The 14,280-nt window shown below is 68.2% G+C and carries 14 protein-coding genes and 2 pseudogenes; 5 read left to right on the top strand and 11 right to left on the bottom strand.

Annotation, left to right across the window (positions count from 1 at the left end; translation table 11 throughout):
• Positions 1 to 106 precede the first annotated feature (106 nt).
• A pseudogene (locus tag CEB94_RS00085) lies at positions 107 to 1,056 on the bottom strand (helix-turn-helix transcriptional regulator).
• 87 nt (positions 1,057 to 1,143) lie between these two features.
• Here CEB94_RS00085 and CEB94_RS00090 point away from each other — a divergent pair.
• Positions 1,144 to 2,649 carry an MFS transporter gene (locus tag CEB94_RS00090; protein ID WP_175430219.1) on the top strand — a complete coding sequence of 502 codons (1,506 nt, stop codon included), beginning with the start codon at positions 1,144 to 1,146 and terminating at the stop codon, positions 2,647 to 2,649.
• Between the two features lie 46 nt (positions 2,650 to 2,695).
• Here the strand turns inward: CEB94_RS00090 and CEB94_RS00095 are convergent.
• The 3 genes and pseudogenes from CEB94_RS00095 to CEB94_RS42050 all read right to left on the bottom strand — a co-directional run bounded on the left by CEB94_RS00095 (position 2,696) and on the right by CEB94_RS42050 (position 5,155).
• A protein-coding gene (locus tag CEB94_RS00095) for an IS5 family transposase (RefSeq protein ID WP_246111627.1) occupies positions 2,696 to 3,531 on the bottom strand; the annotation gives its coding sequence in 2 pieces (ribosomal slippage) (positions 2,696 to 3,525 and positions 3,525 to 3,531; 837 coding nt in all).
• A gap of 200 nt (positions 3,532 to 3,731) precedes the next feature.
• Positions 3,732 to 4,059, bottom strand: a pseudogene (locus CEB94_RS00100) (winged helix-turn-helix transcriptional regulator).
• Between the two features lie 11 nt (positions 4,060 to 4,070).
• Positions 4,071 to 5,155, bottom strand: a protein-coding gene (locus CEB94_RS42050) for an IS630 family transposase (protein ID WP_425472408.1) whose coding sequence is annotated in 2 segments (ribosomal slippage) — positions 4,071 to 4,630 and positions 4,630 to 5,155 — 1,086 coding nt in all. Because the reading frame shifts where the segments join, the coding sequence is not laid out codon by codon here.
• Between the two features lie 305 nt (positions 5,156 to 5,460).
• Here CEB94_RS42050 and CEB94_RS00115 point away from each other — a divergent pair.
• Complete coding sequence (locus tag CEB94_RS00115) at positions 5,461 to 5,628, top strand: hypothetical protein (RefSeq protein ID WP_175430221.1); 168 nt, start codon at positions 5,461 to 5,463, stop codon at positions 5,626 to 5,628.
• A 468-nt stretch (positions 5,629 to 6,096) separates the two neighbouring features.
• Here CEB94_RS00115 and CEB94_RS00120 read toward each other — a convergent pair whose 3' ends face one another.
• Both CEB94_RS00120 and CEB94_RS00125 read right to left on the bottom strand, forming a co-directional pair.
• Positions 6,097 to 6,690 carry a site-specific integrase gene (locus CEB94_RS00120; RefSeq protein WP_246111628.1) on the bottom strand — a complete coding sequence of 198 codons (594 nt, stop codon included), beginning with the start codon at positions 6,688 to 6,690 and terminating at the stop codon, positions 6,097 to 6,099.
• Between the two features lie 103 nt (positions 6,691 to 6,793).
• Complete coding sequence (locus CEB94_RS00125; RefSeq protein WP_175430223.1) at positions 6,794 to 7,621, bottom strand: ATP-binding protein; 828 nt, start codon at positions 7,619 to 7,621, stop codon at positions 6,794 to 6,796.
• Between the two features lie 543 nt (positions 7,622 to 8,164).
• Between CEB94_RS00125 and CEB94_RS40455 the strand changes: the two genes are divergently transcribed.
• Positions 8,165 to 8,497 (top strand): DUF3732 domain-containing protein, encoded by a 333-nt coding sequence (locus CEB94_RS40455; RefSeq protein ID WP_246112107.1) that lies wholly within the window; start codon positions 8,165 to 8,167, stop codon positions 8,495 to 8,497.
• Positions 8,498 to 8,998: 501 nt separating this feature from the next.
• Here CEB94_RS40455 and CEB94_RS00135 read toward each other — a convergent pair.
• The 4 genes from CEB94_RS00135 to CEB94_RS00150 form a co-directional block, all read right to left on the bottom strand.
• A complete protein-coding gene (locus CEB94_RS00135) occupies positions 8,999 to 10,123 on the bottom strand; it encodes a serine hydrolase domain-containing protein (RefSeq protein WP_175430224.1) in 1,125 nt (374 codons plus the stop codon).
• The gene (locus CEB94_RS00140; RefSeq protein WP_246111629.1) at positions 10,120 to 10,962 is read right to left on the bottom strand and encodes a DUF6895 family protein; all 843 of its coding nucleotides are present in this window, start codon (positions 10,960 to 10,962) and stop codon (positions 10,120 to 10,122) included. Before CEB94_RS00140 ends, CEB94_RS00135 begins: the two co-directional genes overlap by 4 nt.
• Before the next feature lie 93 nt (positions 10,963 to 11,055).
• Positions 11,056 to 11,796, bottom strand: a complete 741-nt coding sequence (locus tag CEB94_RS00145) for a hypothetical protein (RefSeq protein WP_246111630.1) — start codon at positions 11,794 to 11,796, stop codon at positions 11,056 to 11,058.
• A gap of 95 nt (positions 11,797 to 11,891) precedes the next feature.
• Positions 11,892 to 12,071, bottom strand: coding sequence for a hypothetical protein (locus CEB94_RS00150; RefSeq protein ID WP_175430226.1), 180 nt, complete (start codon positions 12,069 to 12,071; stop codon positions 11,892 to 11,894).
• 307 nt (positions 12,072 to 12,378) lie between these two features.
• On the opposite strand from CEB94_RS00150, the gene CEB94_RS42055 reads away from it, so the two are divergent.
• Positions 12,379 to 13,419, top strand: coding sequence for a transposase domain-containing protein (locus CEB94_RS42055; RefSeq protein ID WP_425472409.1), 1,041 nt, complete (start codon positions 12,379 to 12,381; stop codon positions 13,417 to 13,419).
• Positions 13,413 to 13,877 (top strand): ATP-dependent DNA ligase, encoded by a 465-nt coding sequence (locus tag CEB94_RS00160; protein ID WP_246111632.1) that lies wholly within the window; start codon positions 13,413 to 13,415, stop codon positions 13,875 to 13,877. The genes CEB94_RS42055 and CEB94_RS00160 overlap by 7 nt, the downstream gene beginning before the upstream one ends.
• A gap of 121 nt (positions 13,878 to 13,998) precedes the next feature.
• Here the strand turns inward: CEB94_RS00160 and CEB94_RS00165 are convergent, their stop codons facing one another.
• Positions 13,999 to 14,262 (bottom strand): hypothetical protein, encoded by a 264-nt coding sequence (locus CEB94_RS00165; protein WP_175430228.1) that lies wholly within the window; start codon positions 14,260 to 14,262, stop codon positions 13,999 to 14,001.
• Between the last annotated feature and the right edge of the window lie 18 nt (positions 14,263 to 14,280).

Raw genomic sequence — 14,280 nt, forward strand, 5'->3', positions numbered from 1 at the left:
GCGTGTGCGCGGCAGGGCCACGGCGGACGGTGCGCCTCACGTGGGGGTGGAGAAAACGGCCACTCTGCAGCGGACTGTTCCGGCTCCCCACCGGTCAGTGAGTGCCCTAGCTGTTGCGGGGCGCGAGGTTGTTGACGGATCGATCGTGACCTCGACCAGCGGCGGGCTGTTCGGTCCCTTTGATGTTGGAGTCGTCCTCGCCCGCGATGTGACGGGTGAGGAGGTGGAGTGCGTCTGCTGAGGATGCGTCGTTGGGGTGTAGATCTCGAGGCGGTGGTCCGGGCTGTCGGGCTGGAGCCACACTTGGTAGGCGATGCTCGCGGTACCGACGGTGGGGTGTTGCAGGTGCATGTCGCCGGTGGTGCAGTCGGCGACCTCTCCGGTTGCCCACATCTGGGCGAACTGGTCGCTGCGCATGGTGAGCTCGCCGATGAGGTTCGCCAGTCGCGCGTCGGTTGGGAACCGGCCGGCGGTGAGCCTCAGGTACGCGACGTGGACGCGCGCGAGCTCGTCCCAGTTGCGGTGCAGGTCCCGGGTGAGGGGGTCGAGGAAGAACATCCGCGGGATGGAGGGACGACGAGCTGGGTCTGCCGGGGCGTCGAATTCCGTGTGTTCGGCGAGCAGCGCGTGACCTGTGCGGTTCCAGGCGAGCACGTCCCCGCGCCTGCCGAGCACGATCGCGGGAGTAGCCTCGCCCAGCGAGTCGAGCAGCGCGAGCACACGAGGATGGGGATGTTCGGCGGGCGGTTCGGTGAGGCCGGGCCGGTCGGTCTGGCGGGCGAGGTTGTGTAGGTGGACTGTCTCGACCTCGTCGAGTTCCAGCACCCGGGCCAGTGCGTCGAGAACCTGCGCCGAGGCTGTGCCCGCTTGTCCCTGCTCCAACCGCGTGTAATAGCCGGCGCTGACGCCTGCGAGGTGAGCCAGTTCTTCTCGGCGCAGCCCTGGAACGCGCCGACTATTGCCGTAGGTGCGTAGCCCGATCGCGTCCGGTGTGACCTGGTCGCGGCGGCTCTTCAAAAATGCTCCGAAGCTCTCCACACCATCGAGCCTAGACATGGTCCGCGGTGGTGTGGGTGCACCTGCTGGGTGTAGCCACACCAGGTGTCTGGATGCAACGCTCCAGGCGCCTGGAGCGTTGACGACATGACTCACCACGCCTCACCCACGACCAACGCCGGTAACCTCCGGGCCTGGCTCGGTCTGCTCGTCGTCCTCGGCCCCGTGCTGCTGGTCTCGATGGACGGATCCATCCTGTTCCTCGCGATGCCCCGGGTCAGTCAGGCGCTGAGCCCCAGTGCCGACCAAGCACTGTGGACCCTGGACATCTACGGCTTCGCCGTAGGGTCACTGCTCATCGCGTTCGGGAACATCGGCGACCGCTACGGACGCCTCAGGCTCCTCATGATCGGCGCGATTTTCTTCGGCCTCGGCTCTGCTGCCGCTGCCTTCGCCCCCACACCGGAACTGCTCATCGCCGCCCGCGCGGTCATGGGGATCGCCGGCGCGACCCTGCTTCCCTCCGCGCTGGCGGTTCTGAGCGAACTGTTCACCGACCCCAAGCGACGCGCACAGGCCATCGGCATCTTCGCCGCAGCATTCGCTGCCGGCTTCGCGATCGGACCGGTCATCGGCGGCGTGCTGCTGGAACGCTTCTGGTGGGGATCGGTGTTCTTGATCAACCTCCCCGTCATCGTCGGCTTCCTCTGCTTCGCACCGGTGCTGCTCGGCGAGGTCCGGGCGACCCAGCCTGGGCGGATCGACACCGCCAGCGTCGTGACCTCCGCCGTCGGGCTCCTGCTGGCGATCTACGGCATCAAGCACGCGGCCGCCCAAGGCCTGACAGTTACCGCCGTGGCCACCGTGCTCGCGGGCATTGCCGTGCTGGCGTGGTTCGGTCTACGGCAACGGCAACTGGAGCACCCGCTCATCGACTTCTCACTCTTCCGCGACCGGATCTTCACCGTCGCCGTCATCACCGGTCTGCTGCCGCTCGCAGCATGGTCAGCTGCCGCGTACCTGGCCGGGATCTACCTGCAGTCTGTCCTCGACGTCCCCGTCTTGCAGGCCGCGCTCTGGGCGCTGCCTGGAGCCGGCGTACTCACCACCACCTGCATCGTGACCCCGCTGGTCGTCGACCGCGTCGGCAAGCGCGCCGCGCTGCTCGTGTGCCACTTCTCCATCGCCGCCGGTTTGCTCCTGCTGCTGCCCACCACCATCACAGGCGGAATCGGCTGGTACGTCGCATCCACCGCGGTCGCGGGCCTCGGCTATGGCATTTCCTTCGCTGTCGTCGCCGACACCGCCGTTGCCGCAGTCCCTCCCGAGCGCGCCGGATCCGCAGGTGCGATCGCGGAGACCAGCAACGAGATCGGCAATGCTCTCGGCATCGCGTTGCTCGGTTCGCTGGCAGCTCTGCTGTTCCGCCTCCAAGGCCCCGACCTCGCCCCAACCCTCGACGAGACACTCCAGCTGCCTGAACTGACAGCGGCGATCGTGACCGACGCCAAGTCGGCCTTCCTCACCGGACTGCACGTCGCCGCGGCGGCAGCCAGCGTCCTGCATCTCATCCTCGGCCTCGTCGCGCTCCGCTGGCTGCCCCGGCCGGCCAAAGTCACCGCGGCTGAGAATGAGACGGCCGAGACCCGATGACCCACACCAACGCACCTCTCTCAGAGCCTGTCGGGTGGCCGGTTGATTACGCTGCGATGAGGTTCTCGACGGTCTCGGTTCGCGCGGTCTTGCGATGGGGTTCATGGCTCCAGCGTGCTGACTGCCCGGCGAGTCGGACGAGCATCAGGCGGATCATCGCCACCTTAATCATGGCCTCGGAGGTGGCGGTCAGCCGTTCGTAGTCGCGGGCCAGGCGGCGGTTGCGGACCAGCCACCCGAAGGTCCGCTCTACCACCCAACGGCGGGGCAGGATCTTGAAACCCTTGACGTCGTCGGTCCGCTTCACGATCTCCACGACGATATTCAGCGCGTCGCGGGCCCATGAAAGCAGCGTGGAATCAACGGAGTTGGCGTATCCGCCGTCGGCCCACACCAGGCCGACCGTGCGGAAGCCGGCGGCGAGCCGCGCCAGGACAGTGCGGCCTCCGGCCCGGTCCTGCACGGAGGCGGAGGTGACCGCGACAACCAGGAGGAGTCCCATCGTGTCCACGATCGCGTGTCGCTTGCGACCCGTCGTTCGCTTGCCGGCGTCGAATCCGCGGGCCTCGCCGCCCTCGCTGGTCTTGATCGACTGGGCGTCGATCACGGCGGCCGAGGGTTCGGGGTCGCGCCCGGCCTCGACGCGTACCTGGCGGCGGAGCTCGTCGTGGACGCGGTCCCAGGTGCCGTCCTCGCGCCACTTGGTGAACCAGCGGTGGGCGGCGTCGAAGGGCATCAGGTCGTGCGGGAGCATCCGCCACTGGCAGCCCGACCGCAGGACGTAGAAGATCGAGTCGAGGACCAGCCGGTCGCCGTACTTGCGTATCCCGCCACCTTTTCGCAGGTCACGCACGGGAAGGAGCGGCTGGATGGTATCCACATCTCATCGGTCAGGCTGGACGGATAACATGGGCCGCTGACGGCCCCGGAGTTGTCGCACGTACACACACCGCGTGATCATTCCGGGGCCTTCGTCATGTCCGGCGACCCAGGGCCTCAGTTACACACCGCTCTCGATCGTCCACCCGACAGGCTCTGAGATTGGCTGAGACAGCTGGAACTGGGCTGTCTCAATCAACGGCTCAGGGGATCACCTCGATGCGTTCCATGTGTTCCTCGCCCCACTCGCCGAGCGGCTCCAGCGCGGTGTTGAGGGAGCGGCCGAACTCGGTCAGCGAGTACTCCACCTTGGGTGGGACCTGGTGATAGACCTCGCGGTGCACGAGGCCACTGGTCTCCATCTCCCGGAGTTGAAGGATCAGCATCCTTTCGCTGATGCCGGGCACGGCTCGCCTCAACTCGCCAAAGCGCAGCGGTCCTTCGCCGAGTGAGAACAGGATCAGCCCCTTCCATTTCCCCCATGACGGCGATGGCGGCGTCGAATCCGCAGGTGTAGGTCCGCTTCGTCATCAGCACTCCTACTACTGACGTTGTCGCCGTGGTGTCGTCAAGGTGAGGCCGGTTTCGGCGAGGCATCCGTCGATGAGGTGGCTGCGGTACTGGATCTGGCGGAGACCGTGTCGGAGCGTGCTCATGAGGTGGTCGGGGTCGGTGAAGGCGGTGTTGGCCTGGCTGCTGCGTCGCAGCAGCGACCAGATGCCCTCGACGGGGTTGAGGTCGGGTGCGTAGGCCGGCAGGAAGTAGCAGGTTATCCAGTCGCGGGTGTCGATGAACTGCCGCAGTCGGCGGTCCTTGTGGACGTTGAGGTTGTCCCACACGAGCACGATGGGTGCGCCGAGCTGCTGGTGGGCGGCGATGAGCAGGTCGCGGTAGTCGGTCCAGGTGAAGCTGCGTCTGCCGCCCCGCTTGTGATCGACGTGCCGCTTGGGCCGGTAGATCAGCCGTGAGCGTTCACCGTGCTTGTAGCAGGCCAGAGCGGCGATGGAGAAGCGGCGCTGGGATCGTCCCCGGACCCGGATGAGGGGTGTGTGTCCGCGCCTGGCCCAGGTGCGGCTGGTGGGCGGCGTCATCGAGAAGCCGGCTTCGTCTTCGAAGCACAGCCAGGCATCGAGCGCCGCCACGGACCTTCCACCTGCGGCCAGGTCTCCTTCACCCAGCCCGCCACGGCCTCCTCGTCGCGCTCGACCGCTCGGCGGGCCGGGACCTGGTGGCTGAACCCATGCCGGTGCAGCATCTGCGCGATCGCCGACAGCGTCATGCTCTTGTGGAACCTGCGCCCGATCAACGTCTTGATCCGCGCCAGGGTCCATGTCTGGTCCGGCCATCCGTGCGCGACGGGACCCGTGGCGAGCTCCTGCTCGAGCACGGTGAACAGGGCCTCACTCAGCTTGGGCCGTGACACCGGCCCGGCAGACCGCAGCCCCTCGGTGCCGGCGTCGTGCCAGGCCCGGCGCCAACGCTGCACCGAGCGCACACTCACCCGTAAGTCCTTGGCGACCTCGGCGTTGGAGGCACCGGCAGCGAATCGCTCCGCGGCCTGCAGCCGGATCCGCTCGCGAAACGACTGCCGTTCAGGCGTCAGCCCACCACCCTGCGGATATCTCACACAACCGGCATACCGCGACGATCACGCATCGTCAGCCCCCAACGACATCACGCCGAAAAGGTCAGTAGCGGTGAGGGCCCATGGTGGACCGTCCGGTGGCGGCCACACATTTGCCTCGCCCCTCCTGCGGAGAGCAACCTCAGGCCTGCGCAACCCGAAGCGAAGGAACACCCCGTGCTCGGCCCCGGCCTGCAGCCGGAAACACCACCCTGAGTCGCTGCACCGGCGCGATCTCGGTTCGTCACCTGTAGGTGGCTGGACTGAGCGCGCCCGCTCTGTCCGGCCTTGTTGAAAGGACGGGACGGATGGACGAGGTCACGATCGGTGTGCTGGCACTGTTCGGTTTTCTCAGCATGGCTCTCACTCATGGCGCGAAGCTGGCACGCGACATCGACGAGTTCATCGAAGCGTGGCGTGGGCCGGCACACAGTCTGCGACGGTGGTGGCGTCGGTGGCAGGACCGCCGACGGTGATGCGGTCGGCGGCCCTGTAACTGTCCTTCCTGAAGCCTGCTGGTTGAGTCGCTCGGTTGCTGGAACACAGTGCTGTCGGGCGGAGTGCTCGGCCAACGGAGGCTGTGGCCTGCTGCCATGTTGCCGTCTGACGCCGCGTGGTCGTCACACGGACGGGACGACGAGGAACAGTGGACACCGCGCGGGGACACCCAGATCAATCCGGCCAGTCACCCGCAAGCCAGCACGGCAGATCCCTGCCTCACTCACGACCTAAAGATCAACTACGACACAGCCGCATCGACAGCCAAGTCAGGAAACTATCTATCTAGTTACGACATCTTCTATCTACTCACAGCATCACAGTTGAGAAGCTCAACCGGTCTTCCTGTTAGAACACGCTCAATGAACCACAGCAGTTCAGATGCCATACCAGTCAAGATCACAATGTCATCTCTGGAATCTAAGCACAGCAGGTCAGCAGTGCTCTCATCTCGTAATTACATAGAAGACCGACACCCGAGGTGCGCAGTGGTACAGGGTGCGCAGCAGTGCGTAGTCCCGTGCCGCAGCCGGATAGTCGGACGCGGCCGCCAGGCGCGCGCGGGCGAAGGCGAAGAACGCCGTCAGGCGCTCAGCCGTGGGCGGCAGCCGACGAGGGGTGTCGTCCCAGACATGCCGCAAGCGGTTGAACCGGTCCAGCGGGTCGCCCACCGCCATGCCGTACAGGGCGCGGATCTCGGTGGCGTAGCGGTCCCGGACGAAGCCGTGGAACGTACGAAGCATCTGCAGATACTGGCGCCTGGTCCCCGCGGCCCGGCCCGCCAGCAGCAGTTGGCGGAGCATGGCGTCCACGTCGGCGGGCTCGATCTGCCACACCGGCCGGTCGAAGTGGTCCAGCACCCGTTCCAGCAGGGACGTGTAGCAACTGATCGTCGTGTCGGCGAAACCCCGTACCACCCACGTCGAGACAAACGCCTCTGTACAACGGGCCTGGAAAGCCCACTCATCCCGCGCCTGGTCGACATCGGATGCCGAGGTGGCAAGCCCGCCCGCGATCAGCCGGAGAAACCGCTCCCCCACACCACACCACCATCCCGCGACAACCGTCATTCAGGTGGCGCCTGAACCATGCGCGTGCCACCGAAGCCATCAACGAGACACCAGAAGGAAAGCAACCCCCGCCTTACACATACCCCTCCAATCCACACGCCGGCCCCGGAAGGCGCTGTGCCTCGTCCAGCACCAGCACACGAGGCTGTCGTAGCGCGTTCACCAGCGTCAGGTCGGCCTCCCCCGCCCCGCGCGGCAGACGCCTACCCAGCTCCAGGGCGTCCGCGAGCACCCGACGCAGTTCGGGAACCGTCGGGTGCACACCGACGTGGACCCGGCGGACCCGGGCCGGGTGCGGCAGTTGGGACAAGGCGTACTGCAGCGCGACGGTCTTGCCCTGGCCGGCGTCGCCGTACAGACACACCACCGCCCCCACCGCGGCCGCGTGCGCGACCGTCCGCAGCACTGACCGCACAGCGGACGTGTGCACCACCTGCGCGCCCGGTACCAGGACCGGGACCTGCGCCAGGTGCTTTTGCTCGCGCAGAAAAACCTGCCCGCATGTGTCTTGGCCGGCCACGACGTTCAGGCCCAGCTCGCTGAGCGGATCGGGCCTGCGTGGCCCGGCCACCTCAGGCTCCCGCTCGACCAGCAAAGCCCGGCCCGCCCGGCGGTCCCTGCGGATCACCCGGTGCAGTGTCGACGCCGACGGCACCGAGGCCCCGCCGCTGGCAGCGGCCAGCCGGCGCCTGAGCTCAGCGACATTCCCTCCGACCTCGCCCAGCAGCGCCCACACCTCGTCCGACACCGCATACCCCTGCCGGACCGGCGCCTCTACCTGCCCGGTCGTCTTGGCCTGCTCAAGCCAGCGCCACACCGTACGCTCGGAAACCCCCACCGTCTCAGCGACCGCACGCACATGCCACGTGGCCAGCTCCCCCGCCTGCTGCCGCTCCAGCAAACGACGCACCACCAGCCCCCTGGGCAGCACAGGCCCACGGCCGGCCCTTACCTCTTCCACCCCACGATCACACCGGCCGGGCCCACCTCAACGCATCAGAACTCTCGATCCTGAGACAGCATCAGCTGCCATGCGATAAAGCCCCACGACAGCGATCCCGGCCCTCAATCTCTCACCTCATGACAGCGGCCCACCCACCCACAAACCCCCACTGACCAGCCCCGTAACACCAACCCCTGGACCAGCGCGACCGACTCTCACCACCACCGACACCAACCCGAGAGACCGCACCCAGGCGGCTCGCATGCGGGAGCGGATCGCAGAACTGCAGGAACTGGTCGATGCCGACGACGTGAGGGCGGAAACGGAAAGCCGCCTCAGCCGTATCGCGCTGGACATGACGGACTGGGCCCGCGAGTTGGATCTCGAGCATGCAGACGATGCTGAAGAAGTACGCATCAGCCTCTCTCTCCTCAACGTCGTTTCCTGCGCACTGAAACCAGTCGTATCCCCCTCACCCGCATCGGCAGCGCAAAGAACTGGATCGGGTACCACCTGGTCGCGCACCTGGCCCTGCACACCTACCTGCTCAAACACCAGCGGCCCGTCCCGCACTTCATCATGTTCGACCAGCCCACCCAGGCCTTCTTCCCCGAAGAGGTCCATGACGTGGGCGCCCTCACCGACGCCGACTGGGAAGCAGTCCGCAGCTACTTCTCCCTCATGCGAGACGTCGTCAACCGCAACGGCCAGGGACTGCAGATCATCGTCTGCGATCACGTGAACTTGCGAGATGAATGGTTCCGCGACGCCGTCATCGAGAACTGGCGCCAAGGCAAAGCCCTGATCCCCACGGACTGGATCATCGAGGCATAAACCTGCCTGTAGCGCTGGCGTTCCTCATGGGCCTTGTAGCTCAGAACTCCCGTGACCTCATGGGAATGGCGGATTTTGCTGGGGCCCGGCAAAATCGAAATGGTCCTTGCGGCTGTCCGGGACGGACACGACCGGGTGGCCGTACCGGCAGCGCAGGGCCGCGCTGGAGTCGGTGTTCGCCGCAGGGCAAGAGCGAACGAGCGGACCTCGTCAGCTTCCAGCTCGACGACCGCTCACAAGCCGGGATCACCAACGTCTGGCTCACACACAGCCCGATCCGGAGATGGCCGACGGGCTGTTCTTGTCCTCCGTGACGCACGGGTGGAACAGGGCCGGCAGCGGGTCACCCTGCCGCAGGCCGGGCGGCTGCGGGCGTGGTTCCCGGGCGAGTTCGAAGTCCGGGTGGCGTCAGCGTGGCCGGGCCGCGGGAGGCAAGGGCGCCGCGGCTGGCAGCCGGTTTGGCCGCCATGAGGCTTTCGCCTGCTACTGGTCACGGGGCTCTCACTCGTGCAGGGCGATCAGGGCGTTGTATGCCTGCTGGATAAGGGGGATGCCGGTTCCGGATGCGGTGTTCGCCAGGGCGACCAGGGCGGTGCGGTGGCGGGGGTTGAAACCGGCGAAGACGGTGCAGCCGAAGGTGCCGCCCGAGTGGTGGTAGAGGACGGAGCCGTCCGGGCGGGGGCGGAAGTTCCACACCAGGGCCAGGCCGTTGCCGTTCGGCATGCGCAGCCGGGGCCGCAGGACGTCTTCCAGAGCCGTCCGCAGCGTGGGCGGGGTGTTGTCGGCCGTGGGCGGGTCGAGGAGGGCCTCGGTGAGGGTGAGCAGGTCGCGGACGCTGGAGCGGAGGGCTCCTGCGGGTGCCAGGCCGGGCATGCGGAGCGGGGGCTGAGCGCGGTGGCGCCGGTGGCCGGTGACCTGCGTGGAGTGCGGGGGCGGAGTGGCGGTGCAGCTGGTGTCGCGGAGGTGGAGGGGCCGAAGGACTCGGGCTTCGAGCAAGTCGGGGTAGGAGATGCCGTCGGCTGCGCCGGTGAGGGCGTGGCCGAGGAGGCTCCCGCCGAAATTGGAGTAGTGCATGCGGGTGCCCGGGGCGGCCCGCAGGCGGGCGTGGGCCAGTGCGTGCAGCAGGTCGTCGGTGGTGAAGCCGGCGTAGGCGGTGGTGCACAGTCGCGGGAGGGCGGAGCGGAGCAGGGTGGGCAGGAGGTGGGGCAGGCCGGGTGGGGTGGTGGGCAGTCCCGATGTGTGGGTGGCGAGGTGGGTCAGGGTGATGTGGGTACCGCGTGGGGGCAGGGGGGTGCCGGCGGGGAGGTGGCGGGCGAGCGGGTCGTGGTGGTGCAGTTCGCCGCGAGCTGCTTGTTCGGCCATGAGCAGGGCGGTGAACGTCTTGGTGAGGGAGCCGATTTCGAAACGGGTGCTCGCGTCGGCCGGTGCTCCGGCGCGGTGGGCGGTATGGCCGCGTACGAGCAAGGCGCGGCGGCCCTCACGGTGGAGGCCGACCGCGATCGCGCTGGCTCCGCGTGCTGTGGTCGTGGTGGACAGCAGGCTGTGTGTCGCCTGGTGGACGGTGGCGGGGTCGAGTGCGTGCTCCGCTCCGTCCTCCGGGTTGCCGGCGAGGAGGGAGGCGGTCATGCGAGTGTGCCGGGGGCGGTTGCGGACGCGGCTGAGGTGCCCATCGAGTCCAGGGCGCGGGTGAGGGCGATAGTTGCGGCGATGGCAGCCACCACGGTGGGGTGGTGGTGGTCCTGGAAGCGGGTGGCGGGGGCGTCGTCGACGGGCTGGTCATCGCGGGGCACCAGGCCGTCCTCGTGCTGAATTTCCGCCAGGCGGCGCCAGTCGTCCGGCTCGGCGTAGGGCTCTGGCAGGCAGCTGCCGATGAACAGCAGTTCGCCCACCAGGTCCCACTGGCAGGTCTCCGTCCAGACGTCCGTCCATACCGGCAGCCAGCGGGTGATGTAGGCGGTCACGTCACCGGGCAGTGCGTGCGGGAGCCGACCCCAGTCAGTGAGGTGGAAGACGGTGTGAGTGACGGCGTAGCCGGTCATCCAGTCGATGTGCCAGGGGGGCGGGGTGCTGCCAAGCCAGGTCGCCCGGGTCAGCGTCTCCCAGTCGGGAGCTCCCGCTCCGCGGTCGTGGCCGGTGATTCGGAGCGCGTTGGCAACGGCGAGCCGCCGGTTGGGGACGTGTTCGACGGCCTGTGCGGTGCCTGCCGCAGCGAGGTGGGAAGTCAACCGTTCCAGGCCGCGATGGCTGTAGCCGGCCCGGGCGAAGTGGCCGTAGCACTCGAAGGCGTCGGTGGCCAGGGGGTGGCGCAGCAGCTGCTCGTACAGCAGGGCGCCCTCCTTCAGCTCCGTCCAGCAGAAGTCGAGCAGTTCCCGGGCCAGCGTCGCCTCTCGGCTGCTGGCGGCCCCGTCGCGCAGGATCAGGCCGGCCGTCAGTGCCGTCTCCGCCAGTGCCTTGTACGCGTCCAAATCCTCAGTGAGGTCTCGCCCGTGGAGCACGCCTTCGTGGCGGTGTGTGTGCGCGGGAGCGGATGTCGTGGGCGGTGCGGGCCAGGGAGGTGCTCATACGGTCTCCAGGCCGAGCAGGTTGTGGGTGATCTCCGTGTCCAGCAGGCAGCGGTCGCCGCCGCCGCGCAGTGCGATGTCCTGCGTCAGCAGGGCGGCGTCCAGAGGGAGAGCGGTGCCCTCAGCGGCGAGCCAGGCCAGCCAGCGGGTGATGCGCGCCGCGCTCAGGAAGTCGCGTCGCAGGACCGCCCGGGTAGCGCCGCGCGCCAGGGCCAGGACGTGGGAGCGCGCGGCGTCGTGCACGGGCCCGTCGAGGCCGGGCAGGGCCAGTGATGCCAGCAGTCCCATCCGCCACGACCAGGGCACCCACCCCTCGCCGCTGCCCCCGCCCGGGAAATCCCCGGTGGTCCGGGCCGCACGATGGCGGGGCGCGGCGCCCCCGCACGGGGGCGGACCTTGGGGCACTGGTGCCGGAGCACCGCCCAAGGCGGGATCGAGACGTTCCAGAGCGGTGACCAGTCCCCAATCGGTCCAGGCCCTGATCCACGGCGCCTCGCGTCCCTGCGGAGGTGCGGAGGGCGGCCGCGGTGCCGGCGGCAGCGCCTGGAGACTCATGCGGACGGCGTCCGACTCCTCCAGTGGAAGGAGCTGGCCGGTCAGCAGACAGGGAGCCAGAACGTCGGCGCCCAGGATGCGTACGGCGGCCACCCCGGCCGACCGGCCGGGCGCCCGCGTCGTCCCACCGACGACCCCGGTGGTGGGCGGCTCACCTTCCGCCGCCCGGAGATGAGCCGCCACCACAGCTGTGTTCCCGGCGCCCCTCAGGGCACCGAGAACACAGCCCGCCAAAGACTCGGCGGAAGCGCTGTAAGCAGCGTGCGAGAGCCCGCTGCTCACTGGCAGCGGGGCTTCCTCGGCTCCTTCGGCTCCTTCGGCGAAAGGAGCGCGATGCCAATCGCTTGCGGACAGTAGGCCGGAGCAGCGCTCACCGGCGCCTCGGGACAGGCCGTCAGCTCCTCGATCAGACCGGCTTCCAGGACCAGGCTGTCCTGCCTCAGCGATTCACGCAGCATGGTGACTCCTCGATGGGTAGGGGGCGAGATCACGCAGGGGGCACTCACCCCACTCCGGAAAACTACAAAAGGAACATAGCGCCGCAAAACGTCCCCCGCTGGTCGGGAGCGTGCCCACCGGGGCAGCTTTGCGGCGCGCTCGGTGTGGGCGGCGGGAACGTCACGCTCCACTGGTCAGAGCAATGCCGTTGATTTAGGGCATCGGTGCAGGTGGAGCGCATACTGATGGCGGTTTTGGGTGAATAGACCCTTCGGATGCGTGGGGAGATTCGCCCCAATTTGATGATGCGCCAGATGTTCTCGGGACATGGCAACGGGGCTCCCGGTAGGACAGAAGATCGACCAAGATCCGACTGTCTGCAAGGGAGCCCCGTTGGGCGCTCAGTCTGCCATCGCTGCTGCCTCGATCGTCATCTCAACGACCCGTCCAGTGTCCCCGCGAAGCCCCCGAAGGCGGTTGGAGCCGCAGTTCGGCGACCGGATCCGGCTCTGCGTACTCACCGAAGAGATCACCCCTGAAGTGGTCGACGAGGTACTGGAGTTGACGGGGAGTGCCGAGCGCCGCCGCAGGCTTCTGCCGGCCCGCGCGGTGGTCTACTGCGTCCTGGCTCTGTGCTTGTTCAGCAGTTCCGACAGTGCCGGGCCGCCGGGATACCGGGTGGTCCTGCGCCCTGACCGAGAAACTGCGGCTCCTGCCGGGCGGGATCGTCCAGCGCCTGCCCACCAGTTCGGCCCTCACCAGAGCCGCCAGCGTCTGAGAGACAAGCCGTTTCAGGCGCTCTTCGAACGCCGGTGCGACGCCCAGGCGACACCCACGACCCCGGGAGCGTTCGCCTTCGGCCTGCGGCTGGTCGCCTGGGACGGCACCGCCGTCATCCAGGGCCTCCAACGCAGCGGCCGCCGACACGCGAACGGAACGGGGCAGGCCGTCATAGGCGGAGAGCCGGTACGCGACGGTACGACGGGCCTCCTGCTCCTCATCGCTCACCCCATCAGAGATAAGTGGGAAGACCGCAGCCTCGTACATCGCGATGCTCAACAGGACCGCGTCGGCGATCCCTTCCGCATAGCCGTCGCCCCTGGCCGCCCCGCCGGAAGTCACCGCGGGCCGGGGACGGACAAGCATTCCGAATCCCGCGCCCACGCCAGCGGCACCCGCGCCCACCACGGCATCCGCCCAGTCGGCCACGACCAGCAGTATGCCCACGCCCTTGGGTGTTGTGGCCCGGGCCCTCGTCGCGAGTGGAGTTGTGCCTCGCTGGCCGGGCGATGCGCAGCCACTCGGGTGGCGGACATGGCGGGTGGAAGGGATGGGAGGTGCCATGGACGCTGCCAGAGCCGATGCTGACCACCCCCGTGCCCGTACCCGATCTGCGGCCGGGCAGTGCTGCGGAGCCGAAGTGGGACGGCTTTCGGGCTCTCGTCTCCGTCGACGCCGGGCGGGTGGTGCTGCGCTCCAGGCGCGGCACAGAAATGGGGTCGTCGTTTCCGGAGGTCGCGGCCGGGGCCGTGCAACTGCCGGACGCGACCGCGCTGGACGGCGAGCTGGTCGTATGGGACACCGCGGGCCGCCTCGCGTTCGAGCGGCTGCAAAACCGGCTTGCCCGGCGTGGCGCCGGGGCGGCCCGGGAGGCGCAGGAGTGGCCGGCCCACTTCGTCTTCTCTGTCAAGTCCTACATGTTGAAGGACTACGGATCGCCTCGGCTCTTTGACCTACGCAAGCAGTCCGGCTACAGCCGTATCGGACCGTCCTTGGGGCACCGTGAGCACGGAGGCCCGCCTGACGCGTGGGCCGGGACCCGGTGATGGCTTCGGCGGCTGAGTTCTCGACTCGGCTCAGTGCCAGGTAGATCGCGCAGAGCCCATTTCGCAGGTGGGTTCCGGTACGTATTCGAACCCTGCGGTATGCCCCGCGGGCCGTCGTTCTTCAGCTCAACTTGGCAGGTGTTGAATGGCGTTGGTCGTCATCACCACGGGAGGTGACGTAGCGGACCAGAGCTGGCTGCAGGACCGCGAGCAGCAGGCATGCGAGTGCCATGGCACTCCAGAGCCCGGCGGGCCCGGCATGCTCGAGCAGTTGCGTCCACAGGAGAGGTGTTGCGATCCCTGCGATACCCCAACTGGTGCCGTACACGGCCAGGTAGCGGCCCTTTGCGCTCGCGGGGGCCAGCCTTTCGACCACCGCGTACACGCGGTCAACCAGGAGAAG

Origin of the sequence: Streptomyces hawaiiensis (genome assembly GCF_004803895.1) — a bacterium.
Classification (GTDB): domain Bacteria; phylum Actinomycetota; class Actinomycetes; order Streptomycetales; family Streptomycetaceae; genus Streptomyces; species Streptomyces hawaiiensis.